Consider the following 25,210-nt stretch of genomic DNA (forward strand, 5'->3'; position numbering starts at 1 on the left):
GGTATCTGTGAGTTTTCCTGACAGGTTGTGGCGATCTTATCGGTTTTCATCTGACGTTGTCGCGCGTAAAGTCAGGCCCATCGACCTTCGCACCTCTTTATCTGGAGCGTCACATGACCCAATCCACATTGCGTAACGGCCCGGACGACAATGGCCTGTTCGGCTCATTCGGCGGCCGCTACGTCGCTGAAACCCTGATGCCGCTGATCCTCGACCTCGATCGCGAGTATGAGCTGGCCAAAACAGACCCTGAGTTCATCAAAGAACTGGCCTACTTCCAGCGCGACTACGTGGGCCGTCCGAGCCCGCTGTACTTTGCCGAGCGCCTGACCGAGTTCTGCGGTGGCGCCAAGATCTACCTCAAGCGCGAAGAGCTGAACCACACCGGCGCGCACAAGATCAACAACTGCATCGGTCAGATTTTGCTGGCGCGGCGCATGGGCAAAAAACGCATCATCGCCGAAACCGGCGCTGGCATGCACGGCGTTGCGACGGCTACCGTGGCTGCACGTTTTGGCCTGCAATGCGTGATCTACATGGGCACCACCGACATCGAGCGCCAACAGGCCAACGTGTTCCGCATGAAACTGCTGGGCGCCGAAGTGATCCCGGTCGTGGCCGGCACCGGCACCTTGAAAGACGCCATGAACGAAGCGCTGCGTGACTGGGTGACCAACGTCGACAGCACCTTCTACCTGATCGGCACCGTGGCTGGCCCGCACCCGTATCCGGCGATGGTGCGCGACTTCCAGGCCGTGATCGGCAAGGAAACCCGCGAGCAGATGCAAGCCCAGGAAGGCCGCCTGCCGGACAGTCTGGTGGCGTGCATCGGCGGTGGTTCCAACGCGATGGGCTTGTTCCACCCGTTCCTGGACGACACCGGCGTTGAAATCATTGGTGTTGAAGCGGCCGGTTACGGCATTGAAACCGGCAAACACGCGGCCAGCCTCAACGGCGGCGAGCCGGGCGTGTTGCACGGCAACCGCACCTTCCTGCTGCAAGACGACGACGGCCAGATCATCGACGCCCACTCGATCTCGGCGGGCCTGGACTACCCCGGCATCGGCCCGGAACACGCATGGTTGCACGACATCGGCCGCGTCCAGTACACCTCGGTCACCGACGACGAAGCGCTGGATGCGTTCCATAAATGCTGCCGCCTTGAAGGCATCATCCCGGCCCTTGAAAGCGCCCACGCGCTGGCCGAAGTCTTCAAGCGTGCACCGACCTTGCCGGCCGATCACCTGATGGTGGTCAACCTGTCTGGCCGAGGCGACAAAGACATGCAAACCGTGATGCACCACGTTGAACAGTCCCAGCAGGAGAAACACTGATGAGCCGCCTGCAAACGCGTTTTGCCGAACTCAAAGAACAAAACCGCGCTGCGCTGGTGACCTTTGTCACCGCCGGTGACCCGGATTACGCCACCTCGCTGGCCATCCTCAAAGGCCTGCCTGCTGCGGGCGCTGACGTGATCGAGCTGGGCATGCCCTTCACCGATCCAATGGCCGATGGCCCGGCGATCCAGCTGGCCAACATCCGTGCGCTGGGTGCCAAGCAAAATCTGGCGAAAACCCTGCAAATGGTGCGCGAGTTCCGCGAAGGCAACAGCGACACGCCGCTGGTGCTCATGGGCTACTTCAACCCGATCCACCATTACGGCGTGGCTAAATTCATCGCTGACGCCAAAGCGGCTGGCGTTGACGGCATGATCGTGGTCGACATGCCACCCGAGCACAACTCAGAGCTGTGCGACCCTGCGCAAGCGGCGGGCCTGGACTTCATCCGCCTGACCACCCCAACGACTGACGATGCGCGCCTGCCTAAAGTGCTCAATGGCAGCTCGGGCTTTGTGTACTACGTGTCGGTGGCAGGCGTGACCGGCGCCGGCTCCGCGACCACAGACCAAGTGAGCGAAGCGATTGCGCGCCTGCGCCGTCACACCGACTTGCCGATCAGCGTAGGTTTCGGGATTCGCACCCCGGAGCAAGCGGCGGCGATTGCCCGCTTGGCGGATGGTGTGGTGGTGGGGTCGGCCTTGATCGACAAAATCGAAAACGCAGCCACCCCGGAACAAGCGGTCGATGGCGTACTGAGCCTGTGCGCTGCCTTGGCCGAAGGCGTGCGGACTGCTCGCTAAAAGTCAAAAGCCCCTCACCCTAACCCTCTCCCGGAGGGAGAGGGGACTGATTGGGGGTTGCTGAAGATTTTTGGCAGCCTGTTACCTTGCACTGAACCTGAGAACAACTCGGTAAAGCTCCCTCTCCCTCGGGAGAGGGTTGGGGTGAGGGCAAGGCTTCACCCGCCGCGCATGGCGGGCACCACTTCATGGGTCAGCCATTGGCGCAAATGGCGGTTCTCGGGGTGGTAGTGGTACAGCAACATCGCATACGCCCCCGATTCGCTGAGCATCAAGGTGTCTTGCACGGCGCCGTGGCTACGGATCGGTAATTCCTGATGCTGATCAGCATCCAGCTTGGCCAACCCTTTACGCCCTAGCGTGCGGCCCATCAAACGGCCGAGATCGCGTGCGCAACACCACATTTGATCCCCCAACCACACCACTCGCAATTGCAGGCGATGACGCACAAAAATTCGGCTGTTAAGTGGCTCGGGATCAATCTCGTAATGCGCCAAGGCACGCCGGGTGGCGGCGTGGTCGCTGAGCAAGGTGTGGGTGTAGTCGGTGTTTGAGCGGGGTGGGTCGGGTGTGATGGTTTTCATGAGGTGCGGTTCCTGGGCGTTGAGGAACTGCCAATAGCCTTCCTACGGGCTGGGTGGCAGTCATGCGCGGGGTAGGAACCGGGTCCCAGGGTAACCGGCCACGTCGAAACGTGCCCGCGCACGACCGCCATGACTGATGGTACGGACACAAAAAAAGTGCCGCAATCAGAAAGGTGGACACTTGCGCGCCGAGGGTAAAAAAGGGTTCCTACGCCCTGTCACTGATTTTGCAGTGACAGCCCCAAGACTAGGCCTGCCAACCCGGCCCCACAAGCGGGTCAACGCCGCTACGGGTTGCAGGAAATGTCCGAGAAGTCGCCCTCACCCCAACCCTCTCCCTCCGGGAGAGGGAGCTTTACCGAGGTGTTCTCAGGTTCAGTACATGACTTACAGGCCGCAGAACCTCTACAACATCCCCCAATCAGTTCCTTCTCCCTCCGGGAGAGGGAGCTTTACCGAGGTGTTCTCAGGGGCAGTGCATGGCTTGCAGGCCGCAAAACTTCTACAACATCCCCCAATCGGTTCCTTCTCCCTCCGGGAGAGGGCTAGGGTGAGGGCAAGGCATCACGCGGTTTTACTTCTGCGAGCCGTCGTCATGCTGCAAGTTGGCCTGGGTCAGGTTGCAGCCCGCCGGAACGCTGCGGGTGAGCCAGACGTTGCCGCCAATCGTCGAGCCTTTGCCAATGGTGATGCGCCCCAGAATGGTCGCGCCGGCATAGATCACCACGTCGTCTTCAACGATCGGATGGCGCGGGTGGCCTTTTTGCAGTTGGCCCGATTCGTCCGCCGGGAAACGTTTGGCGCCCAAGGTCACCGCTTGGTAAATACGTACACGTTCACCGATGATCGCGGTTTCTCCGATCACCACGCCCGTGCCGTGGTCGATAAAGAAGCTGCGACCAATCTGCGCGCCCGGGTGAATATCAATGCCGGTGGACGAATGCGCGATTTCGGCACTGATGCGGGCCAGCAAGGGCAGACCGGCGCGGTACATGTGGTGCGCCAGGCGGTGGTGAATCACCGCCAGAATCCCCGGATAGCACAGCAAGACTTCGTCGACACTGCGCGCCGCCGGATCGCCGTGGTAGGCGGCCAGGACGTCGGTGTCGAGGATGCTGCGCAGGCGCGGCAAGGCCAGGGCAAAGTCCTGGATCAATACGGTCGCCGTCTCGTCCACGCCCGCATCCGGCAATCCGGCCTGACGCGCCGCGTAACGCAGCTCAAGCCGCGCCTGGGCCAGCAGCGCGTTGAGCGCTACGTCGAGGGTGTGGCCCACGTAGAAGTCTTCGCTCTCTTCGCGAAGGTCGACCGGGCCCAGGCGCATCGGGAACAACGCGCCGCACAGGGCCTCAAGGATCTCGGCCATCGCGGCGCGTGAAGGCAGCTCGCGGCCGCCCAGTTCACCGCTGACACGGCCGTTTTGCGAACGCCACTGGTTACGGGCCGTGCGCAATTGGCCGACGATGGTTTGCAACTGCCAAGGGTTGGAACGTTCACTCACGCTGAATTCTCCGCGCGCTGGGGGCTGATTGATCAGCCGCGAATGGGCAATGATTTTTACGGTATCAAACTGTTTCGGGCTTAGCCAATCAACGCGTGCGTCGACGCCAGATTCGCCAGCCCACGAACATCAGCACCAACACGCTCAACGCCGCCGCCAGCGCCACGGTCAAGCCGTTATAGCTGAACAGCGGTTTTTCGATACGCACATAACCGGGCTTGGCAAACAATTGGCGCAACGCGCTGTTGGCTTGCTCAAGTGTCACCGCTTGCAAGCGTTTGGACGGGTCGGCAAACCGGCCGCCGTCGTAGTCGCCCAAGGCGCTCCAGTAATAATCAGCCAAGGCACTGTTGCCCTGCACAGCCCAGGCCTGGCGCGCCACCGCGGCGTTTTTGAGGCGGGTAAAGGTCTGCGGATCGAGGCCGTCCTTTAGCAAACGTTGTTTGAGCTCACTCATCACCTGTTGGGCCTTGGCCACGTCATCGCGGGCGAGGTCGGCGTTGAGGCTTAAAAAGCTCACGCCACCGAACACTTCGCGCTCGGTCCAAGGCCCGTAAGACAACCCGTGCTTGAGCCGCAGCTCGCTGTACAGCGACCACTCCAGGTAATCGCGCAGCAGGTCCCAGGTTTCATCGTTCTGGTCGTCGATCACCGGCTCCGGCAGCAACCAATGCAGCTTGGCCGTTTCGCCGACTACACCGCGCACCAATGTGCGTTCGGTGTCAGCCTTGGCTTCGATGGCGGGCAGCGGCAGGTGCTCGCTGGGGTCGACCGGTTCGAGTGCGCCGTAGGTGCGTTCCAGATACGCCGGCAGCAGGCGGTCGAGGTCGCCGACCATGATCAGGGTCATGTTGTTGGGGGCATACCACGTGTTGCGCACCGCTTCGAGCTGTTGGCGCGTGAGGTTATGTACCTCGGCGCGTTCGGCGCATTTGAGGCCCAGTTCCACCGCCAACTGGTTGCTGGCGCTGTGCCCGAGGTCCTGGCGATCCAGCCAGCGCTGCAGGTGCGAATAGTGGCCGCCGTCTTCGCGCTCAACCACTTGCTTGGCCTCACTGATGCGCTGTTCGGTCATTTGCGTGCGGGTCAGCAGGCTCAGCAGCAGGTCGAGGATTTTGCGCTGGTTTTTCGCCGGGGCTTCGATCACAAAGGTGGTGTCGGCGTTGCTGGTGTAGGCGTTCCATTCGCCGCCCAGCGCTTGCATGCGCTCTTCCAGGCCGCCTTCACCGCTGTCGTCGACGCCGCTGAACAATAAGTGCTCAAGCAGGTGGGGTAACTGTTGATCGGCGCAACTGAAGTCATCCATGCCCACGCCGACCACCAAGCGAATGGACACATGGCCGCGCTCGTAGCCGGGCTTGAGGATCAATTGCAAGCCGTTAGGCAGTTGATAGCCTTCTACGCTGAAGCGGTCGAGGGCAAAACTCTGAGCTGCTCCCAGCAGCACGCAGATAAACAGCAGGCAACGCATAAAAATCCCTGGATCTCTGAATCCGTTTTGAGAGGGCGAGTGGCGCAGCGTGTCAGTCTGTGCAGGTTAGACGCTGCTTACAGACTGACAACACGGTCGCGTGCAACGTTCAGGGCGAATGTAGGGTGTCGGCGTTGTCTTCAGGTTCCAGCGCGCCGGTATCGGTGTTTTCCAGCACCACGTAAGCGCTGCCGCAAAACAGTGAATTCAGGCGCTGCATGTCGGCAATCAGCTCCAGGTGCACGGAGCTGGTTTCGATGCTTTGGGTGATTTTTTGTTGCAAACGGTTCACGTGGGCGTGGGCCAGGCGCCGCTCTTGTGCGCGAAAGCGGCGTTTTTCGCGCAGCAGTTGGCGGGCGATGTGTGGGTCCGAGTTCAGGAACACCGTGAGGCCTAGGCGCAGGTTCTCGATGAGCTGGGTTTGCAGGTCTACCAGCTCTTCAAGCCCCGTGGCCGAAAACGAACGGCGTTGCGAGGTTTTCTGCTGCTGGACTTTGCGCAGCATGCGCTCGATTAGGTCGCTGGCCAGTTTGAGGTTGATCGCCAGTTCGATGATCTCGGCCCAGCGGCGGCTGTCGTGTTCGCCCAAGTCTTCGCGGGGCATTTGCGCCAGGTACAGTTTGACCGCGCTGTAGAGCACTTCGACGTCATCGCTGAGGGGGCGCATTGCTTGCGTCATCGAGGTTTGCTTGCCGCGCAGAACGTCGAGCATATTGACCAACATGGTGTCGATCAGGTCGCCAATGCGCAGGGTTTCGCGCACGGCGTTGGTCAGCGCCAGGGTGGGCGTGTCGAGTGCTGCAGGGTCGAGGTGGCGTGGGGTGATGCTGCCGTTGGCGATGTCGCGCTCGGGCAATAGCCGGGCACACAGCCGTGCCATGAGGCCGATGGTGGGCAGCATCAAGAAGCAGCGCGTGGTGTTGTAGAGCAGGTGGAAGCCGATGACCAGCTCTTGCGGCCTGAAGTTAAGACTGTCCATCCAGTCCACCAGCGGCGTGAGCACCGGCATGATCAACAGCAAACCGATCAATTTGTAGAGCAGGCTACCGAGCGCCACCTGCCGCCCCGCCGTGTTTTGCATGCTGGTGCTGAGAAACGCCAGCACGCCGCTGCCGATGTTGGCGCCGATCACCAGGCCAACGGCCACGGGCAGGCTGATCACGCTGGCGCCGGCCAGGGTCGCGGTGAGCAACACGGCGGCCAGGCTGGAGTACGAGACCATCGCAAACACCGCGCCGACCAAGGCATCGAGCAGCAAGTCGCCGGTCAACGAGGCGAAAATCACCTTCACCCCTTGGGCATGGGTGATGGGCGAGGCGGCTTCGACGATCAGTTGCAGCGCCAGAATAATCAGGCCCAGGCCAATCCCGACGCGGCCCAGTTGCCCGGCGCGGGTTTGTTTGCGTGACAGGAAGAAGATCACGCCCAAAAAAATCAGCAGCGGTGACAGCCACGACAAGTCGAAGGTCAGCACCCGTGCCATCAGCGCGGTCCCGACGTCGGCCCCGAGCATGGTTGCCAGCGCGGGTGTGAGCGTCATCAGGCCCTGGCCGACAAAGGAGGTCACCAGCAGGGCGGTGGCGTTGCTGCTTTGCACCATGGCGGTGACGATGATACCGGCGATAAACGCGAGTATCGGTCTGGACACGTTTTGCCCGATGACATGGCGCAAGTTGGTGCCGTAAACCCGCAAGATACCGGTTCGCACGATGTGCGTGCCCCAGATCAGCAGGGTCACGGCAGAGAGAAGATTGAGCAGGGTCAGCATGCTGGCTCCCTGTGGTCGATACTTTGGAGGATCAGATAGCTGCAGGCCGTTCTTACAGATGTTTCTTAAGCTGTAGTCGGCAATTGAGCAGAACGCCAGCATCGCACAGCTGGCGGTGTGTTGAAACATTTGTGAAACATTTGCATCTTCACTGTAGGAGCGAGCTTGCCTCGCGATCTTTTAAACGCTCAAAAGATCGCGAGACAAGCTCGCTCCTACAGGAGAGCCGGGTTAGTTGAGCTTCAGCACTTTGGCCAGGACGATTTTCGGGCCTTTCATCTTTTTGATGATGATGCGCAGGCCTTCAACTTCCAGTTGCTCTTCTTCTTCGGGCACACGGTTGAGGGTGTCGTAGATCAGGCCCGCAACGGTTTCGGCTTCGACGTGGTCAAGGTCGACGCCCAGCAGGCGCTCGATCTTGAACAGCGGCGTGTCACCGCGCACCAGCAGTTTGCCCGGCTGGTACGAGAGGATGCCGCGCTCGGCCTTGCGGTGTTCGTCCTGAATGTCGCCCACCAGCACTTCGAGCACGTCTTCCATGGTCAGGTAGCCGACCACTTTGCCGTCGGCTTCTTCCACCAGGGCAAAGTGCGCGCCGCCCTTGCGGAACTGCTCCAGCAACTGCGCCAGCGGCATGTGGCGTGACACGCGCTCCAGCGGGCGGATCAGTTCTTCAAGGTTGAAGGTTTCGGGCAGGTGATCGAGGTCGGCCAGCTCAAGCAGCAGGTCCTTGATGTGCAACAGGCCGACAAAGGTGTTGGTGTCGGCGTCGTAGACCGGGTAGCGGCTGAACTTGTGACGGCGGAACAGTGCGAGGATTTCCTTGAGCGGCGCCTTGTAGTCCAGGGTCACCAGGTCTTCGCGTGAATTGGCCCAGTCGACCACTTCCAGTTCGCCCATTTCCACGGCCGAGGCCAACACGCGCATGCCTTGGTCGCTCGGGTCCTGGCCACGGCTGGAGTGCAGGATCAGTTTGAGTTCTTCGCGGCTGTAGGCGTGGTCATGGTGAGCACCGGGCTCGCCTTGGCCGGCAATCCGCAATATGGCGTTGGCGCTGGCGTTGAGCAGGTAGATGGCCGGGTACATGGCCCAGTAAAACAGGTACAGCGGCACGGCTGTCCACAGCGACAGGGTTTCGGGTTTGCGGATGGCCCAGGATTTAGGGGCCAGTTCGCCGACCACAATGTGCAGGTACGAAATGATGAAGAAGGCGGTAAAGAACGACACACCTTTGATCACTTCTGGCGATTGCACGCCCAGCGCGCCGAGCAGCGGTTCGAGCAAGTGGGCAAACGCCGGCTCGCCGACCCAGCCCAGGCCCAGCGAGGCCAGGGTGATACCCAATTGGCAGGCGGAGAGGTAAGCGTCGAGTTGGTTGTGCACGGTGCGCAGGATCTGCCCGCGCCAGCCGTTGACGTCTGCGATGGCCTCGACCCGGGTCGAGCGCAGTTTGACCATGGCAAATTCAGCCGCAACGAAAAAACCGTTGAGCAGTACCAGGATCAGAGCAAAAAGAATCATGCCGAAGTCGGCGAAGAGTGTTGCGAGGGTCAAGCCAGGGGAAGGGTCCATGATGGAGTTTTACGGGTTCCAATATTCAACGAGTTGAGGGTTTCAGGGCCTGCTAAAACAGGCCCCGGCCAAGCAATGTAGCGGCTGATGCGATGCTTGCCTAGTGGGCTTTTGCCACACGGGTCAGCTGACAGAGGCGCTAATCCTGGGTTTTATGACCTGAACCGGGTCGAATTGGCAGGTAAAAGTGCTGCCGTGGCCCAATACGCTGCTGATGTCCAGGTGCCCGTGGTGGCGCAATAGCACGTGTTTGACGATGGCCAGGCCCAGGCCCGTACCGCCGGTGCTGGCGTTGCGGCTGGAGTCTACGCGGTAGAAGCGTTCGGTCAGGCGCGGCAGGTGTTTGTTGTCGATGCCGACCCCCGAATCCTGCACGCTGAGGTGCGCGCCCAAGTGGTCTGCCCACCAGCGAATGCGGATAGAGCCGCCGTCCGGGGTGTATTTGACGGCGTTGAACACCAGGTTGGAAAACGCGCTGCGCAGCTCGGCTTCGCTGCCCTTGAGGGCCACGTTGGTGTCGATGTCCAGGGTGATGGTCTGGTTGCGTTGCCCGGACAGCGCCTGGGCGTCGCCCTTGATCGAGCGCAGCAAGGCGTCGATAGGCACCGGCTGGTTGTCCGAGGGGTAGTCGGTGGCTTCCAGCTTGGCCAGTAACAGCAGGTCATTGAGCAGCGTCTGCATGCGTTCGCCCTGTTGCTGCATTTGTGACAGCGGGCGCTTCCAGCGCGGGTTCACGTCATCGACGTTATCAAGCAGGGTTTCCAGATAGCCGCAAATCACCGTCAACGGCGTGCGCAGTTCATGGGACACGTTGGCAATGAAGTCTTTGCGCATTTGCTCCAGATGGTGGAGGCGGGTGACGTCGCGCACCAGCATCAGGTGCTCGTTGTTGCCATAGCGGGTGATGTAGAGCTGGATGCGCAGGTGGTCGTTGACCGGCGAAGGAATTTCCAGCGGTTCGGCATAGTTGCCGTTGTCGAAATATTCCTTGAAGCGCGGGTGGCGAACCAGGTTGGTGACCGGCTGGCCGCTGTCTTGCGGGGTCTTGAGGCCGAGCAAGGTTTCGGCGGCGCGGTTCCACCATTCCAGGTCGCCATGGCTGTCGAGCATGACCACGGCGTCTTTGAGGGCGGCGGTAGACTCTTGCACACGGTCAATCACCGCTTGCAGGCGCCCGCGTACGCGCTGGTCGCGGCGTTGCAGGTGGTAGATGCTGTCAAACACCTCGCCCCACAGGCCGTAGCCATCGGGCGGTGCTTCGTCGGGTTGGTGATTGCGCAGCCAATCGTGCAGACGCAGCAACTGTTTAAGGGTCCAGCCCAGATAAAGGCCAAGACCGACGACCAGGCTCCAGCCGTAATACCCACTGATCAGCCCGATGAACAGGCAGCCGGTAATCAAAAGCAATAGATGGCGAATCAGAGTGCCATGCCAATTTGGGTTCAAGTCACACGTCCCGTTGTGAGCCTCACGCTAGAAGCGGCTCAGCCTTTAGCTTGCCGCTGCTTCATTACGCTTTTGTTGAAAACCGATAACCGGTGCCGCGCACGGTTTGTACCAGATTTTCATACGCTTCGCCGAGGGCTTTGCGCAAGCGACGGATGTGCACGTCGACGGTCCGTTCTTCAACGTACACGTTGCCGCCCCACACTTGGTCAAGTAACTGGCCGCGGGTGTAGGCGCGTTCCTGATGGGTCATGAAAAATTGCAGCAGGCGGTATTCGGTGGGGCCCATGTCGGCCGGGGTGCCGTCGATGGTGACGCGGTGGCTGATGGGGTCGAGCAGCAGGCCGCCGATTTCAATCGGTGATTCGTTGTCGGCGGGGCCTGCACGGCGCAGCACGGCCTTGAGGCGGGCGACCAGTTCACGCGGGGAAAAAGGCTTGGTGATGTAGTCATCAGCGCCCACTTCCAGGCCCTGGATCTTGTTGTCCTCTTCGCCCTTGGCGGTGAGCATGATGATCGGAATGTCATTGGTCAGCTCTTCGCGTTTCAGGCGACGGGCCAATTCGATCCCCGATGTGCCGCCGGGCAGCATCCAGTCCAGCAGAATCAGGTCAGGCTTACGGTCCACGATGATGGCGTGAGCGTCCTGAGCATTGTCGGCTTCCAGGCAATCGTAGCCAGCCATTTCCAAGGCCACCGCGATCATCTCGCGGATCGGTGCCTCGTCATCTACGATCAAAATGCTCCTGCCAACCATGCCGTAACCCTCGTGTCATTTAACTGTCTTGTGGCGCATTAGATAACGGAATTATTGCAGTCGTGTGACAGCTTTGGGCCTAAAAGCGCTCCGCAGATTAGTGGACTACGCTTTGATCTCAAATCGTACAACCACAAAAAGGACGATTCCGATGACTTATAACACTACTTCCCTAAAGGCATTGTTGCTGGCCGCCGCGTTGGCGCTACCGGGGCTGGCCTTTGCTGACGAGCCGGCCATGGTCAAGGACGGCTTTCTGGTTGATCACGTCGGCTTGACGCTCTACACGTACGACAAGGATGCTGACGGTAAGTCGACGTGCTACGACACCTGCGCCAAGAACTGGCCACCGCTGCCCGCCAAGTCTGAGGCCAAGGACATGGGTGACTGGAAAACGACCGAGCGCACAGACGGCACGAAACAATGGGTCTACAAGGACAAACCGCTGTACACCTTTGCAGGCGACAAGAACCCCGGTGACAAGACCGGCGACGGCAAAGGCGGTGTGTGGCACGTGGCCAAGCCATAAAGCCTGCTGTTTGGTCAGAAGCGCCCATAAAAAACCTCGCCTCCCTGTGACAGGAGGCGAGGTTTTTTAAATCGCAGGCTTAAGCGGCGTCAGGCGACTTTGGACGGCGTACATCGGGTTGTTTCCAGGACTCGGCAGCGGCTTCGTCGATGGCTTGCTGGATGGCCTTTTTGCGGTGCTCTTCGGCGCGGCGGCTGAAGAACCACACCAGGAAGGTCACCAGCGACACCGCCAGCAAAATCAAACTGGCCACGGCGTTGATCTCGGGTTTAACCCCCAGACGCACTGCCGAGAACACTTCCATCGGCAACGTCGTGGAGCCCGGGCCGGACACGAAGCTGGCCAGTACCAGGTCGTCCAGCGACAGGGCAAAGGACATCATGGCGCCCGCCGCCAGGGACGGGGCGATCATCGGGATGGTGATCAGGAAGAACACCTTCCACGGCTTGGCACCCAGGTCCATGGCCGCTTCTTCGATGGACAGGTCCAGCTCACGCAGACGCGCCGACACCACCACCGCCACATAGGCCGCACAGAACGTGGTGTGAGCGATCCAGATGGTGACGATGCCGCGCTCTTGCGGCCAGCCAATCATCTGCGCCATCGCCACGAACAGCAGCAACAGCGACAGACCGGTGATCACTTCAGGCATGACCAGCGGCGCCGTCACCAGGCCGCCGAACAGCGTACGGCCCTTGAAGTGGCTGATACGGGTCAGCACGAACGCTGCCAGGGTGCCCAGTGCGACCGCTGCAATCGCCGTGTAGCAGGCGATTTCCAGCGAGCGCATCACCGCACCCATCAGTTGGGTGTTATCGGTCAGGCCGATGTACCACTTCAGCGACCAGCCGCCCCACACCGTCACCAGTTTGGAGGCGTTGAAGGAGTAGATCACCAGGATCAGCATTGGCAGGTAGATGAACAACAGCCCTACCACCAACATAAAGCTAGAGAAACGAATGCGCTTCATATCTTGCCCTCCAGCTCTTTAGCCTGGCTGCGGTTGAACAGGATGATCGGCACAATCAGGATCGCCAGCATGACCACCGCCAGTGCAGAAGCAACCGGCCAGTCACGGTTGTTGAAGAACTCTTGCCACAACACTTTACCGATCATGAGGGTTTCCGGGCCGCCCAGCAGTTCCGGGATCACGAATTCGCCCACCACCGGGATAAACACCAGCATGCAGCCCGCGATGATGCCGTTTTTAGACAGCGGAACGGTGATTTTCCAGAAGCTGTTGAAGGTGCTCGAACCCAGGTCAGACGCGGCTTCCAGCAAGCTGTGGTCGTGTTTGACGAGGTTGGCGTACAACGGCAGGATCATGAACGGCAGGTACGAGTAGACGATACCGATGTACACCGCGGTGTTGGTGTTGAGGATCTGCAACGGTTGGTCGATCCAGCCCATGGACATCAAGAAGCCATTGAGCAGGCCGTTGTTGCTCAGAATGCCCATCCACGCGTAAACGCGGATCAGGATCGCGGTCCAGGTCGGCATCATGATCAGCAGCACCAGTACGGTCTGCATCTCTTTGCGCGCATTGGCGATGGCGTAGGCCATCGGATAGCCGATCAGCAGGCACAACAGCGTGCTGATAAAGGCCATTTTCAGCGAGCCCAGATAAGCGGCGATATACAACTCATCGTCGCCCAACATGGCGTAGTTGCCCAGGTTAAGCAGGATCTCGAGCTTCTGGTCAACGTAGTTGAGGATCTCGGTGTACGGCGGAATCGCGACGTCTGCCTCAGCAAAGCTGATCTTCAGAACGATGAAGAACGGCAGCATGAAAAACAGAAACAGCCACAGGAATGGAATCCCGATGACCACATGACGGCCACCGGGGGTTATTCGTTGCAGTCGGCGTTTAAGCTTTCGCATGTTCATGAGCGCAGTACCACGCCGCTGTCGTCTTCCCACCAGACATAGACCTGATCGTCCCAGGTCGGACGAGCGCCCTGGCGTTCAGCGTTGGCCACGAACGATTGCACCAGCTTGCCGCAAGGCAATTCGACGTAGAACACCGAGTGGCCGCCCAGGTAAGCGATGTCATGCACCTTGCCGCGCGACCAGTTGTACTCGTAGGACGGCTTTTCGGTGGTGATCAGCATCTTTTCCGGGCGGATCGCGTAGGTAATGTGTTTGTCTTCGACCGAGGTGGTCACGCCATGCCCGACGTAAATGTCGTTTTCCAGCTCCGGGCTGTTGATGCGCGCGTAGCCTTCGGCGTCGTCGACCACTTCACCTTCGAACAGGTTGACGTTGCCGATGAATTCGCACACCAGACGGCTCACCGGAGTTTCATAGATGTCGATCGGGCTGCCGATTTGGGCGATCCAGCCCAGGTGCATGATCGCGATGCGCTGGGCCATGGTCATGGCCTCTTCCTGGTCGTGGGTCACCATGACGCAGGTCACGCCGACGCGCTCGATGATTTCCACCAGCTCCAGTTGCATCTGCGAACGCAGTTTTTTGTCCAGCGCACCCATGGGTTCGTCGAGCAGCAGCAATTTAGGACGCTTGGCCAGCGAACGGGCCAGGGCCACACGCTGGCGCTGACCGCCCGACAATTGGTGCGGTTTGCGCTTGGCGTACTGGGTCATGTGCACCAGCTTGAGCATTTCGCCAACGCGGGCATCGATTTCAGCGCTCGCCATTTTGTCCTGCTTGAGGCCGAAGGCGATGTTTTGCGCCACGGTCATGTGCGGGAACAGGGCGTAGGACTGGAACATCATGTTGATCGGCCGCTCATAGGGCGGCAGGTCGGTGATGTCGACGCCATCGAGGAAAATACGGCCCTCTGTTGGGCGCTCGAAACCGGCGAGCATGCGCAGCAAGGTGGATTTGCCCGATCCCGATCCGCCGAGCAAGGCGAAGATCTCGCCTTTGTTGATTTCCAGGGACACATCGTCCACTGCAATCGTCTCGTCGAATTTTTTCGTGACCCGGTCGATTTTGACCAGAACCTGTTTAGGGGTCTGATCGCCCTCGAGGGCTTTCTTATAGGCGCCGGAGGCAACAGCCATTTACGAAACTCCCAACAAATTTAGCAGCCCGAACAAGAGGTTCGGGCCTTGGATAGGTGGTCTTGCGAGCTATTTACCCGTTTTGACCTTAGTCCACGAACGCGTCATCAGACGCTGAATGTTCGGCGGTAGCTCGGTCGAAACGTAAGTCTTGTCCAGCACCGCCTGGGTTGGGTAAACCGCTTCGTCGGTGCGAATGGACTCATCCATTACCTTGTCAGCCGCAGGGTTTGGGTTGGCATAGCCAACGTAGTCACTGACCTTGGCGATGACTTCAGGTTGCAGCAGGTAGTTGATGAACGTGTGGGCTTCTTTCACGTTGCTGGAGTCTTTTGGAATCGCCAGCATGTCAAACCACAGGGCGCCGCCTTCCTTGGGCACGACGTAGGCGATGTTGACGCCTTTTTTCGCTTCTTCGGCACGGTTTTTGGCCTGGAACACATCACCGGAGAAGCCAATCGCTACACAGATGTTGCCGTTGGCAAGATCGGAAATGTACTTGGACGAGTGGAAGTAGGTGACGTAGGGACGCACCGCTAACAGGGTTTTCTCGGCCTTTTTGTAGTCTTCAGGGTTGGTGCTGTTGGCGTTCAGGCCCAGGTAGTTGAGCACGGTCGGCATCATTTCATCGGCCGAATCCAGGAACGACACGCCGCAGGCTTGCAGCTTTTTGATGTTCTCTGGTTTGAAGACCACGTCCCACGAGTCGATTTTGTCGACGCCCAGGACTTCTTTGACTTTATCGACGTTGTAACCAATGCCATTGGTGCCCCACAGGTACGGCACGGCGTATTGGTTGCCCGGATCGTTCTGCTCAAGGCGCTTGAGCAAGGCAGGGTCCAGGTTGGAATAGTTGGGCAGCTGCGATTTGTCGAGCTTTTGGAAAGCGCCCGCTTTGATCTGTTTGCCCAGGAAGTGGTTAGACGGCACAACCACGTCATAACCGGTACGGCCAGCCAGCAGCTTGCCTTCCAGCGTTTCGTTGGAATCGAAGACGTCATACACCGGTTTGATGCCGGTGGCCTTTTCAAAATCGGCCAAGGTATCGGGTGCTATGTAGTCCGACCAGTTATAAATGTGCACGGTGGGAGCTGCTTGAACGCTGACTGCAAGCGCTAAACCGGCTCCGACCATCAAGGTCTTGCGAAACAGGGAAATAGACACGTGGTGGTCCTCTAAATAGTTGGGCCTGAGTTGCCCGTGTCTTCCGGCAGCTGAACCGCTAAAGACAAAACCGGCGCGCAACTTACCCTCGATAAACCTGCACAGCAAAGTTTTCTGCGATTTATTGCGATAACACGCTGATTTCACATGAAATCTGGCTTGTAGGAGCGAGCTCGTCTCGCGATCTTTTGATCTTTTGAAAGATCGCGAGGCAAGCTCGCTCCAGGATTGCCGTGTTACTTACCGGATTTGATCTTGGTCCAGCTGCGGGTCAGCAGGCGCAAGGTTGCAGGTGGCAAGTCACTGATCGCGTACAGATGTTCTTTGACTTCATCCGACGGATAGATGCTTGGGTCACCCGAGATGTCTTTATTCACCAACGGTGTTGCAGCTTTGTTACCGTTCGGGAAACGCACACTGTTAGTGATCTCGGCCATCACTTCCGGTTCCAGCAGGTAGTTCATCCAGGCGTAAGCGGCATCAACGTTTTCGGCATCTTTAGGGATGGCGACCATGTCGTAGAAGCTGCCAGCACCTTCTTTCGGAATCACGTACTTGAGTTTGACCTTGTCACCGGCTTCTTTGGCACGGGTGATGGATTGCTCCAGGTCGCCCGAGTAGCCCACTGCAACGCAGATGTTGCCGTTGGCCAGGTCAGAGATGTACTTGGAGGAGTGGAAGTAAGCGATCGAAGGGCGAACCTTGAGGAACAGCTCTTCGGCTTTCTGCAGATCGTCTTTCTTCTGGCTGTTGGTCGGCAAGCCCAGGTAGTGCAGCGCCGCTGGCAGCATTTCGGTTGGCGAGTCGAGCACGCTCACGCCACATTTTTTCAGCTTCTCGATGTTCTCGGGCTTGAAGATCACGTCCCAGGAATCAATGGTGTCGACGCCCAGAGCGGCTTTGACCTTCTCAGGGTTGTAGCCGATGCCAATGGTGCCCCACATGTACGGGAACGCGAATTTGTTGCCCGGGTCACTGGCATCGCCCACGGCCTTGAGCAGAGCAGGGTCGAGGTTTTTCCAGTTAGGCAGCTTGGACTTGTCCAGCTCCTGGTAAACGCCGGCTTTGATCTGCTTGGCCAGGAAGTTGTTGGATGGCACGACGATGTCGTAGCCAGACTTGCCCGCCAGCAGTTTGGCCTCAAGGGTCTCGTTGCTGTCGAACACGTCGTAAACCACTTTGATACCGGTCTTGTCTTCAAACTTTTTGACGGTATCGGGTGCGATGTAATCGGACCAGTTGTAAACGTGCAGCACTTTGTCTGCTGCTTGTGCTGCCCCGGCCATCACACCTATCAAGGACAGGGCGAGAAGGGTCTTGCCAGCTTTTTTAAAACCTGATGCCTTCATCTGTAATGCTCCAATTGTTCTTTTAAACCACCGATTCAGCGACCTGATGTCAGGGTAACCAAAGCCGGCGGCTAGTCTGGCAAGATCCAGGGCAGGCTTTCAAGGGAAGAGCCTTGATTCTTAAGGCTCTAAGCGCAATTGCCTACATAAAATCCGCAGTTTTCTTGCGCCCAAAGCCTAGCAGTTAACCCTGCAATGCTTCCAAGGTCAGATCCAGGCACTTACGCGCCTTGGTCACCAACTCATCGATCTCGTCTTTGCTGATGACCAGCGGTGGCGCGATGATCATGGTGTCGCCGACGGCGCGCATGATCAGGCCGTTATCAAAGCAGAACTGGCGGCAGATCATGCCCACACCCCGGCCTTCATAACGTTTGCGAGTGGCTTTGTCCTGCACCAGTTCAATGGCGCCCAACAGGCCAACACCGCGCACTTCGCCCACCAACGGGTGATCGTTGAGTTCGCGTAAACGCTTTTGCAAATACGGTGCCGTTTCGGCGTTGGCCTTCTCGATAATTTTTTCTTCACGCAGGATGCGGATGTTTTCGAGGGCAACGGCGGCGGCAACCGGGTGACCGGAGTAGGTGAACCCGTGGTTGAAATCGCCGCCTTCGTTGAGCACGGCCACCACTTCATCGCGCACGATCAGGCCGCCCATCGGGATGTAGCCCGAGGTCAGGCCCTTGGCGATGGTCATCATGTCGGGTTTGAGGTCGTAGAAATCGCTGCCGAACCACTCGGCAGTCCGGCCAAAGCCGCAGATCACTTCGTCAGCCACGAACAGAATGTCGTACTTGGCGAGGATCTCTTTGATGCGCGGCCAGTAGGTGTCTGGCGGAACAATCACGCCACCGGCGCCCTGAATAGGCTCGGCAATAAAAGCACCGACGTTGTCGACGCCCAGCTCAAGGATCTTTTCTTCCAGTTGATTGGCCGCCCAGATACCGAACTCTTCCGGGGACATGTCGCCGCCTTCACCGAACCAGTACGGTTGGGGGATGTGGGTAATGCCCGGGATCGGCAAGTCGCCCTGTTCGTGCATGTAGGTCATGCCGCCCAGGCTTGCGCCCGCCACGGTCGAACCGTGGTAGCCGTTTTTACGGCTGATGATGACTTTCTTGTTCGGCTGGCCTTTGATCGCCCAATAGTGGCGGACCATACGCAGCATGGTGTCGTTGCCTTCCGAACCGGAACCGGTGAAGAACACATGGTTCATGCCTTCGGGGGCGATGTCGGCGATGACTTTGGACAACTCAAGCACCGGCGGGTGAGCGGTCATAAAGAACAGGTTGTAGTACGGCAGTTCGCGCATTTGCTTGCTGGCGGCATCGGCCAGTTCGTCACGGCCATAACCAATGGCAACACACCACAGGCCGGCCATGCCGTCGAGAATCTTGTGACCTTCACTGTCCCAGAGGTACACGCCCTTGGCGTGAGTGATGATGCGCGGGCCAACTTCTTTCAATTGCTTGAAGTCACTGAAAGGGGCCAGGTGGTGATCGTTGCTCAATTGTTGCCAGGCTTGCGTTTGCGGGTTCTTGCTAGTCATACAGCTCTCCTTTTATTCAGTTGGGGAACCGCACCTTCCAGGTGCGGCTCCCGGCGTGTCAGACGGCGAACAGCAGGAATTCCCGCTCCCACGAACTGATGACGCGCTTGAAGTTCTCATGTTCGGCACGTTTGACGGCGACGTAACCGGTGATGAACTTGGTGCCGAGGTACTTCTCGACGGTCTTGCTGTTTTCCATCCGCTCCAGGGCGTCTTCGATGGTCAACGGCAAGCGCAGGTTGCGGCGTTCATAGCCGCGGCCTACTACAGGCGCGCTTGGGTTGATGCCTTCGACCATGCCGATGTAGCCACACAGCAAGCTGGCCGCAATGGCCAGGTACGGGTTGGCATCGGCGCCCGGCAAACGGTTTTCGACACGGCGGTTTTGCGGGCCGGCATCCGGTACGCGCAGGCCGACGGTTCGGTTCTCTTCGCCCCATTCCACGTTCACCGGCGCTGAGGTATCAGGCAGGAAGCGGCGGAAGGAGTTCACGTTCGGTGCAAACAGCGGCAGCAGCTCAGGAATGAACTTCTGCAACCCGCCGATGTGGTTGAGGAACAGCTGGCTCATCGTCCCGTCTTCATTGGAGAAGATGTTTTTGCCGGTGGCGATGTCGATGATGCTTTGGTGCAAATGCATCGCGCTGCCCGGCTCGCCGGTCATGGGCTTGGCCATAAAGGTGGCAGCCACGTTGTGCTTGAGCGCGGCTTCGCGCATGGTGCGTTTGAAAATAAGGATCTGGTCAGCCAGCGACAGGGCATCGCCATGACGGAAGTTGATTTCCATCTGCGCGGTGCCGTCTTCGTGGATCAGGGTGTCCAGATCCAGCTCTTGCAGCTCGCACCAGTCGTACACGTCTTCGAACAGCGGGTCGAACTCGTTGGCTGCTTCAATAGAGAAGGACTGACGGCCGGTTTCCGGGCGGCCCGAGCGGCCAACCGGCGGCTGCAACGGGTAGTCCGGGTCTTCGCTGCGCTTGGTCAGGTAAAACTCCATTTCTGGCGCCACGATCGGCTGCCAGCCGTGGTCGGCATAGAGTTTGAGGACCTTTTTGAGCACGTTGCGCGGTGACAACTCAATCGGGTTGCCCTGCTTGTCGTAGGTGTCGTGAATCACTTGAGCGGTTGGCTCAATGGCCCAGGGCACAACATAGACGGCGTTCTGATCGGGACGGCAGACCATGTCGATGTCGGCCGGATCGAGGAGTTCGTAATAGATGTCGTCTTCGACGTAGTCGCCCGTAACGGTCTGCAGCAATACGCTCTCGGGCAGGCGCATGCCTTTTTCGGCAATGAATTTGTTGGTCGGCGAGATCTTACCGCGGGCAATGCCGGTAAGGTCGGCGATCATGCATTCGACTTCTGTGATCTTGTGGTCTTTCAACCAATCGGTGAGCTGGTCGAGGTTGTTACTCATAAATGCCTCTGGGCTGAGTTTCCTGACTTGAATAAGTCAGGCGTTTACTGACGCATCGGCGTCGCGTTGGTGTGCGCGCCGTCTGCAGGCATCTCCGAATGCCTGGAAGATTGCGAGGTAAATCGGGTTAGAGCTTACCTGCCATTCGGGGTGCCATTGAACTGCTAAAGCAAAAGCCTTGCCGTCTTTTACCGAGACCGCTTCTACCAGCCCGTCCGGTGCAGTGGCTTCAATGCGCAACCCCGGGGCCAACTGGTCAATGCCCTGGGTGTGAATCGAGTTGACGTCGAAGTCGCTCGGCAGGCCCAAGCCCGCCAGCACGCCGCCCGGTTGAACGTGCATGGCATGGCTGGGACCGTACTGCACCTCAAGCGGTGCGCTCGGGTCTTCACGGTGCTCGATGAAGCCTTCGACTTCGTGCAATTTCTGGTGAAGTGAGCCACCCAGGGCTACATTTAATTCTTGAAACCCCCGGCAAATGCCGAGCACCGGAACGCCGGCTGCCAGTGCGGCGCGGATCAAGGGGAGGGTGGTGCGATCACGTTCAGGATCATGCAGCGTGCCTGGCGCGCTGGCCGGGCCGTGATACAAATGCGGTTCGATATTGGAGGGTGACCCGGTAAAGAGCAGGCCGTCCAGACCGTCCAGAATATCGGACGGTTTAATGAGTTCTGCCAGTGACGGCAGGATCAGAGGCAAGCCTTTGGCTGCCACCGCGACCGCTCGCACGTACTTATCGCCAGTGATGTGATAAGGATGCAAACCGATCTGCTTGGTGCAGGCGGTGACGCCGATTATCGGCAGGCGTGACATGTAACACCCCGGTATTATTGCTGTTATGGGTTTGAATCGAGCTTAGCCTCGTTCATTTTTTTACACAACACCCCCGTAAAAAATACAACACGGCCCGCTCAAGCCTGCGGGTAGTGAAGCGATATAAGGGCGAAATTCGCCCTAAAATGCGTCAAAAATGCCCTTCAAGCGCTTTTTTGGGGCAAAAAATAGGTTGCTTGACTTCGGTATGCCGTTCGGGTTGACTGAAACCCGTAGCGCTCAATGATTGATATTTTTAACAACAAAGGTGTTGCATCATGTCGGTACCCCCGCGTGCCGTTCAGCTTAACGAAGCGAACGCGTTCCTTAAGGATCATCCTGAGGTTCTGTACGTAGACCTTCTAATTGCGGATATGAATGGTGTGGTGCGCGGTAAGCGCATCGAACGCACCAGCCTCCACAAGGTTTACGAGAAGGGCATCAACTTGCCTGCCTCTTTATTTGCTCTGGATATCAATGGCTCAACGGTGGAAAGCACCGGCTTGGGTCTGGACATCGGCGACGCAGACCGAATCTGTTATCCAATCCCTGACACCCTGTGCAACGAGCCGTGGCAAAAGCGCCCAACCGCGCAACTGCTGATGACCATGCACGAACTTGAAGGTGACCCTTTCTTCGCCGATCCGCGCGAAGTACTGCGTCAAGTTGTTACCAAATTTGACGATCTTGGCCTGACCATTTGCGCAGCCTTTGAGCTGGAGTTCTACCTGATCGACCAGGAGAACGTAAACGGTCGCCCACAGCCTCCACGCTCCCCGATTTCCGGCAAGCGCCCGCACTCGACACAGGTTTACCTGATCGACGACCTCGACGAATACGTCGACTGCCTCCAGGACATTCTGGAAGGTGCCAAAGAGCAAGGCATTCCGGCTGACGCCATCGTTAAAGAAAGTGCCCCGGCGCAGTTCGAAGTGAACCTGCACCACGTTGCCGACCCGATCAAGGCCTGCGACTACGCGGTACTGCTCAAGCGTCTGATCAAAAACATCGCCTACGACCATGAGATGGACACCACGTTCATGGCCAAGCCTTACCCAGGCCAGGCAGGCAACGGGCTACACGTCCATATTTCGATTCTGGACAAAGATGGCAAAAATATTTTTGCCAGCGAGGATCCCGAGCAGAACGCCGCATTGCGTCACGCGATCGGCGGTGTGCTCGAGACCCTACCGGCGCAGATGGCGTTCCTTTGCCCTAACGTCAACTCCTACCGTCGTTTCGGCGCACAGTTCTATGTGCCGAACTCGCCGTGCTGGGGCCTGGATAACCGTACGGTAGCGATCCGCGTACCGACTGGTTCCTCCGATGCCGTGCGTATCGAACACCGGGTTGCCGGTGCCGATGCCAACCCGTACTTGCTGATGGCGTCTGTGCTGGCCGGTGTTCACCACGGTCTGACCAACAAAATCGAACCGGGTGCTCCTGTAGAAGGCAACTCCTACGAGCAAAACGAGCAAAGCCTGCCGAACAACCTGCGTGATGCACTGCGTGAGTTGGACGATAGCGAGGTCATGGCCAAATACATCGATCCAAAATACATCGATATTTTTGTGGCCTGTAAAGAGAGCGAGCTGGAAGAGTTTGAACACTCCATCTCCGACCTCGAATACAACTGGTACCTGCATACCGTATAAGCGATTGCAGTACCCAAGAAACGCCACGGGCTTTACCGCCCGTGGCGTTTTTTTTGCGCTGTGCAATCGGTTAACCCGGCTCGTACAATGCCTGCAGCCCCGCAGGAGACACCCATGACGCGCCTCGCCACACCACGAGCCACCCCTCGCAAACCCCGCGCACGCAGCCAGGGCCGAATTGATTCGATCCTTGCGGCCGCCCGGACCTTGTTGGCGACACAGGGCGTCGCCAGCCTGTCGATCTACAGCGTGGCCGAGCATGCCGGTATCCCGCCGTCATCGGTGTATCACTTCTTCGCCAGCGTGCCGGCCTTGCTCGAAGCGCTGACCGAGGATGTGCACGGTGCTTTCCGCGCCTGCCTGCAAGCGCCCATCGACCACGACGCATTGGCGACCTGGCGTGATCTGTCACGGGTGGTCGAGCAGCGCATGATGACTATCTACAGCGAAGACGCAGCGGCCCGGCAACTGATCCTGGCGCAGCACGGCCTCACCGAAGTCACCCGGGCCGACCGTCAGCACGACCTGGAACTGGGGCAACTGCTGCACGCGCTGTTTATGCGCCATTTTGAATTGCCGGTACTGCCGCAGGACGTCGACGTATTTGCCTTGGCAATGGAACTGGGTGATCGGGTGTATGCACGCTCGATCCAGCTGCACGACAGCATCACCCCGCGCATGGCCGAAGAAGGCCTGCGCGTGGTGGATGCGTATTTGGGGTTATACCTGCCGCCGTTTTTGCCAAAACGACAACCGTAAAGCTCCCTCACCCTAGCCCTCTCCCGGAGGAAGAAGGAACCGATTGGGGGATGTTGTAGAGGTTCTGCGGTCTGCAAGCCATGCACTGAACCTGAAAACACCGCGATAAAGCGCCTTCTCCCTCGAGAGAGGGCTGGGGTGAGGGGCAAAGGGCTCCCCCACTCATTCACACACAACCACAGCATTATTTACCACCCGCCCACTCAGCCGAGTTTGTACGTTCGCATGGCCATTTCTCCTTTAAGGATATTGTCATGCCCAGCCTTCTACACCGGCACACGCCAACGCTTGCGGCCATGGACCCGCGTGGTCTGGTGCTGCGCAGTGTGGCCTATCACCGAGCGTCAGCCGACACTGCGCCGCAGGCGCGCATCCGCCGACACACTTACGGGGCGACGGGCTTGCTGGAAACTCAATGGGACCCACGCTTGTATGCCTTGTGCCTTGACCGTCCACAAACGCGCCCCAATCAACGAACCCATTACAGCCTGACGGGCAAAACCTTGCGCACGCAGAGTGTCGACGCGGGAACGCGTGTGTTGTTACGAGGCATGGCGGGGCAAGTGCTCGCTCGCTGGGACTCTCGCGGTGCTGAGCAACGTTATGAGTTCGACGCGTTGCTCCGGCCAACGGATGTGTTCGAGCAGGCAGCGCATGAGGCCACGGTCCGGCATGCCGAACGGTTTACCTACGGCGCCAGTGATGCGCCCAATCGTCAGGCCAACCGCAGTGGTCGACTCATTCGTCACGATGACCCTTCAGGGGCATTGCTGTACGAAGGGTATTCGTTGCAGGGCCAATTGTTGAGCGAGCAGCGGATGTTCTACCCGTCACTGACAGAGCATGATCTAAAAGCAGACTCGCCGCGCTACAGCACCACCTGGCACTACAACGCCTTCGCAGAGGTCGTCGAACACATCGACGCCAAGGGCAACTCGCAACACACCCAGTACGCAGTCGATGGCCAATTGCAGCAACATGCCCTGACGCTCAAGGGCGGCAGCCAGCAAGTGTTGGTTGACCAGCGCGTGGTCAATGCAAGGGGGCAACTGGAGTCCGAGCGCTCAGGCAACAATGTCATGACGACGATGCAGTATTCCCCCCTGGATGGCCGTTTGAAACGTCTGACGACCTATCGTTCAGGCGAGAAAAAAACCCCGTTGCAGGATTTGACCTACGACTATGACCACGTGGGGAATGTGCTGCGGGTCAGCGATACGGCCCAACCCACGCAGTGGTCGAACAATGCACAAATCAATGCTGTCAGTACCTATCTGTATGACTCGCTGTACCAGCTGATCAGTGCCACGGGTCGGGAAAATGCGCACAACACTTCAACCTCGAACATTCCAGGGCTGGTTCAGTTCGGCGCGACCGATAACAGTGTGTGGCGCAATTACACCCAGACCTATACCTACGATGCGGGCGGCAATCTTGCAGAGTTAAAACACCACGTCAGCACAGGTCATGGTTACACCCGTTCGATGTTGATAGCCCAATCCAGCAACCATGCTGTATTGAAAAGCACGGACACCCCAGCGTTACCACCGGGGTTAGGCCGTGATTTTGATTTAAACGGCAATCAGCTGGCGTTAGTGCGCGGCCAGACCCTGCAATGGAATGTGAACAATAACCTGCAAGCCGTGACGCTGGTGACCCGGGACAACGGCAGCAGTGACGATGAAATGTATGCCTATGACGGCCTTGGGC

Annotated in this window: 20 protein-coding genes and 1 pseudogene; 6 read left to right on the forward strand and 15 right to left on the reverse strand. The window is 58.7% G+C overall.

All coding sequences use genetic code 11. The features are described from left to right. The first annotated feature begins 113 nt into the window (after window positions 1–113). Together trpB and trpA are read left to right on the forward strand one after the other, a co-directional pair. Window positions 114–1,334, forward strand: coding sequence for a tryptophan synthase subunit beta (trpB, locus tag QMX84_RS13970; RefSeq protein WP_123750742.1), 1,221 nt, complete (start codon window positions 114–116; stop codon window positions 1,332–1,334). Beyond that, complete coding sequence (trpA, locus tag QMX84_RS13975; protein WP_048389165.1) at window positions 1,334–2,140, forward strand: tryptophan synthase subunit alpha; 807 nt, start codon at window positions 1,334–1,336, stop codon at window positions 2,138–2,140. Before trpB ends, trpA begins: the two co-directional genes overlap by 1 nt. A 158-nt stretch (window positions 2,141–2,298) precedes the next feature. Here the strand turns inward: trpA and QMX84_RS13980 are convergent, their stop codons facing one another. The 7 genes from QMX84_RS13980 to phoB form a co-directional block, all read right to left on the reverse strand. Then, a complete protein-coding gene (locus QMX84_RS13980; RefSeq protein ID WP_282364051.1) occupies window positions 2,299–2,724 on the reverse strand; it encodes a Bro-N domain-containing protein in 426 nt (141 codons plus the stop codon). A gap of 574 nt (window positions 2,725–3,298) precedes the next feature. Beyond that, window positions 3,299–4,225 (reverse strand): serine O-acetyltransferase EpsC, encoded by a 927-nt coding sequence (gene epsC / locus QMX84_RS13985; protein WP_048371143.1) that lies wholly within the window; start codon window positions 4,223–4,225, stop codon window positions 3,299–3,301. A gap of 88 nt (window positions 4,226–4,313) precedes the next feature. Further along, window positions 4,314–5,696, reverse strand: coding sequence for a pitrilysin family protein (locus QMX84_RS13990; protein ID WP_282364052.1), 1,383 nt, complete (start codon window positions 5,694–5,696; stop codon window positions 4,314–4,316). Between the two features lie 109 nt (window positions 5,697–5,805). Continuing rightward, entirely contained in the window at window positions 5,806–7,464 is a 1,659-nt protein-coding gene (locus QMX84_RS13995) for a Na/Pi cotransporter family protein (protein ID WP_282364053.1), read from the reverse strand. 231 nt (window positions 7,465–7,695) lie between these two features. Next, window positions 7,696–9,036, reverse strand: coding sequence for a hemolysin family protein (locus tag QMX84_RS14000; protein ID WP_048371137.1), 1,341 nt, complete (start codon window positions 9,034–9,036; stop codon window positions 7,696–7,698). A 123-nt stretch (window positions 9,037–9,159) separates the two neighbouring features. After that, the gene (gene phoR / locus QMX84_RS14005) at window positions 9,160–10,482 is read right to left on the reverse strand and encodes a phosphate regulon sensor histidine kinase PhoR (RefSeq protein ID WP_048371136.1); all 1,323 of its coding nucleotides are present in this window, start codon (window positions 10,480–10,482) and stop codon (window positions 9,160–9,162) included. Window positions 10,483–10,546: 64 nt separating this feature from the next. Next, window positions 10,547–11,239, reverse strand: coding sequence for a phosphate regulon transcriptional regulator PhoB (gene phoB / locus QMX84_RS14010; protein ID WP_048371134.1), 693 nt, complete (start codon window positions 11,237–11,239; stop codon window positions 10,547–10,549). 151 nt (window positions 11,240–11,390) lie between these two features. On the opposite strand from phoB, the gene QMX84_RS14015 reads away from it, so the two are divergent. Next, window positions 11,391–11,768: a hypothetical protein gene (locus QMX84_RS14015; protein ID WP_153336157.1), complete on the forward strand. Its 378-nt coding sequence runs from the start codon at window positions 11,391–11,393 to the stop codon at window positions 11,766–11,768. Between the two features lie 79 nt (window positions 11,769–11,847). Here the strand turns inward: QMX84_RS14015 and QMX84_RS14020 are convergent, their stop codons facing one another. From QMX84_RS14020 to QMX84_RS14055, 8 genes are all read right to left on the reverse strand, one after another. Continuing rightward, on the reverse strand, window positions 11,848–12,738 hold the full coding sequence (locus QMX84_RS14020; RefSeq protein WP_262125313.1) for an ABC transporter permease subunit: 891 nt from the start codon (window positions 12,736–12,738) through the stop codon (window positions 11,848–11,850). After that, window positions 12,735–13,655: an ABC transporter permease subunit gene (locus QMX84_RS14025; protein WP_048371123.1), complete on the reverse strand. Its 921-nt coding sequence runs from the start codon at window positions 13,653–13,655 to the stop codon at window positions 12,735–12,737. Before QMX84_RS14025 ends, QMX84_RS14020 begins: the two co-directional genes overlap by 4 nt. After that, window positions 13,652–14,794 (reverse strand): polyamine ABC transporter ATP-binding protein, encoded by a 1,143-nt coding sequence (gene potA, locus QMX84_RS14030; RefSeq protein WP_153390027.1) that lies wholly within the window; start codon window positions 14,792–14,794, stop codon window positions 13,652–13,654. The genes QMX84_RS14025 and potA overlap by 4 nt, the downstream gene beginning before the upstream one ends. 69 nt (window positions 14,795–14,863) lie before the next feature. Further along, the gene (locus tag QMX84_RS14035; protein WP_282364055.1) at window positions 14,864–15,958 is read right to left on the reverse strand and encodes a polyamine ABC transporter substrate-binding protein; all 1,095 of its coding nucleotides are present in this window, start codon (window positions 15,956–15,958) and stop codon (window positions 14,864–14,866) included. Between the two features lie 236 nt (window positions 15,959–16,194). Continuing rightward, window positions 16,195–17,307, reverse strand: coding sequence for a polyamine ABC transporter substrate-binding protein (locus tag QMX84_RS14040; protein WP_282364056.1), 1,113 nt, complete (start codon window positions 17,305–17,307; stop codon window positions 16,195–16,197). 184 nt (window positions 17,308–17,491) lie between these two features. Further along, the gene (locus QMX84_RS14045; RefSeq protein ID WP_123750750.1) at window positions 17,492–18,856 is read right to left on the reverse strand and encodes an aspartate aminotransferase family protein; all 1,365 of its coding nucleotides are present in this window, start codon (window positions 18,854–18,856) and stop codon (window positions 17,492–17,494) included. A gap of 58 nt (window positions 18,857–18,914) precedes the next feature. Then, the gene (locus tag QMX84_RS14050; protein ID WP_262125317.1) at window positions 18,915–20,273 is read right to left on the reverse strand and encodes a glutamine synthetase family protein; all 1,359 of its coding nucleotides are present in this window, start codon (window positions 20,271–20,273) and stop codon (window positions 18,915–18,917) included. 36 nt (window positions 20,274–20,309) lie between these two features. After that, window positions 20,310–21,086 (reverse strand): gamma-glutamyl-gamma-aminobutyrate hydrolase family protein, encoded by a 777-nt coding sequence (locus tag QMX84_RS14055; RefSeq protein ID WP_262125319.1) that lies wholly within the window; start codon window positions 21,084–21,086, stop codon window positions 20,310–20,312. Window positions 21,087–21,364: 278 nt separating this feature from the next. On the opposite strand from QMX84_RS14055, the gene QMX84_RS14060 reads away from it, so the two are divergent. The 3 genes and pseudogenes from QMX84_RS14060 to QMX84_RS14070 form a co-directional block, all read left to right on the forward strand. After that, entirely contained in the window at window positions 21,365–22,741 is a 1,377-nt protein-coding gene (locus QMX84_RS14060) for a glutamine synthetase family protein (protein WP_048371112.1), read from the forward strand. 114 nt (window positions 22,742–22,855) lie between these two features. Continuing rightward, window positions 22,856–23,500 carry a TetR/AcrR family transcriptional regulator gene (locus tag QMX84_RS14065; protein ID WP_194289213.1) on the forward strand — a complete coding sequence of 215 codons (645 nt, stop codon included), beginning with the start codon at window positions 22,856–22,858 and terminating at the stop codon, window positions 23,498–23,500. A 254-nt stretch (window positions 23,501–23,754) separates the two neighbouring features. Beyond that, a pseudogene (locus tag QMX84_RS14070) lies at window positions 23,755–25,210 on the forward strand (RHS repeat protein); the annotation flags it as partial.

The sequence above is a fragment of the Pseudomonas sp. PS01297 genome (assembly GCF_029959305.1).
GTDB classification, from domain to species: domain Bacteria; phylum Pseudomonadota; class Gammaproteobacteria; order Pseudomonadales; family Pseudomonadaceae; genus Aquipseudomonas; species Aquipseudomonas helleri.

What these genes read in the sequence shown, in the direction of transcription:
- trpB (WP_123750742.1), top strand. Translation starts at nt 114, where the DNA reads ATGACCCAATCCACATTGCGTAACGGCCCGGACGACAATGGCCTGTTC.
- trpA (WP_048389165.1), top strand. Translation starts at nt 1,334, where the DNA reads ATGAGCCGCCTGCAAACGCGTTTTGCCGAACTCAAAGAACAAAACCGC.
- QMX84_RS13980 (WP_282364051.1), bottom strand. Translation starts at nt 2,724, where the DNA reads ATGAAAACCATCACACCCGACCCACCCCGCTCAAACACCGACTACACC.
- QMX84_RS13990 (WP_282364052.1), bottom strand. Translation starts at nt 5,696, where the DNA reads ATGCGTTGCCTGCTGTTTATCTGCGTGCTGCTGGGAGCAGCTCAGAGT.
- QMX84_RS13995 (WP_282364053.1), bottom strand. Translation starts at nt 7,464, where the DNA reads ATGCTGACCCTGCTCAATCTTCTCTCTGCCGTGACCCTGCTGATCTGG.
- QMX84_RS14000 (WP_048371137.1), bottom strand. Translation starts at nt 9,036, where the DNA reads ATGGACCCTTCCCCTGGCTTGACCCTCGCAACACTCTTCGCCGACTTC.
- phoB (WP_048371134.1), bottom strand. Translation starts at nt 11,239, where the DNA reads ATGGTTGGCAGGAGCATTTTGATCGTAGATGACGAGGCACCGATCCGC.
- QMX84_RS14015 (WP_153336157.1), top strand. Translation starts at nt 11,391, where the DNA reads ATGACTTATAACACTACTTCCCTAAAGGCATTGTTGCTGGCCGCCGCG.
- QMX84_RS14020 (WP_262125313.1), bottom strand. Translation starts at nt 12,738, where the DNA reads ATGAAGCGCATTCGTTTCTCTAGCTTTATGTTGGTGGTAGGGCTGTTG.
- QMX84_RS14025 (WP_048371123.1), bottom strand. Translation starts at nt 13,655, where the DNA reads ATGAACATGCGAAAGCTTAAACGCCGACTGCAACGAATAACCCCCGGT.
- potA (WP_153390027.1), bottom strand. Translation starts at nt 14,794, where the DNA reads ATGGCTGTTGCCTCCGGCGCCTATAAGAAAGCCCTCGAGGGCGATCAG.
- QMX84_RS14040 (WP_282364056.1), bottom strand. Translation starts at nt 17,307, where the DNA reads ATGAAGGCATCAGGTTTTAAAAAAGCTGGCAAGACCCTTCTCGCCCTG.
- QMX84_RS14045 (WP_123750750.1), bottom strand. Translation starts at nt 18,856, where the DNA reads ATGACTAGCAAGAACCCGCAAACGCAAGCCTGGCAACAATTGAGCAAC.
- QMX84_RS14050 (WP_262125317.1), bottom strand. Translation starts at nt 20,273, where the DNA reads ATGAGTAACAACCTCGACCAGCTCACCGATTGGTTGAAAGACCACAAG.
- QMX84_RS14055 (WP_262125319.1), bottom strand. Translation starts at nt 21,086, where the DNA reads ATGTCACGCCTGCCGATAATCGGCGTCACCGCCTGCACCAAGCAGATC.
- QMX84_RS14060 (WP_048371112.1), top strand. Translation starts at nt 21,365, where the DNA reads ATGTCGGTACCCCCGCGTGCCGTTCAGCTTAACGAAGCGAACGCGTTC.
- QMX84_RS14065 (WP_194289213.1), top strand. Translation starts at nt 22,856, where the DNA reads ATGACGCGCCTCGCCACACCACGAGCCACCCCTCGCAAACCCCGCGCA.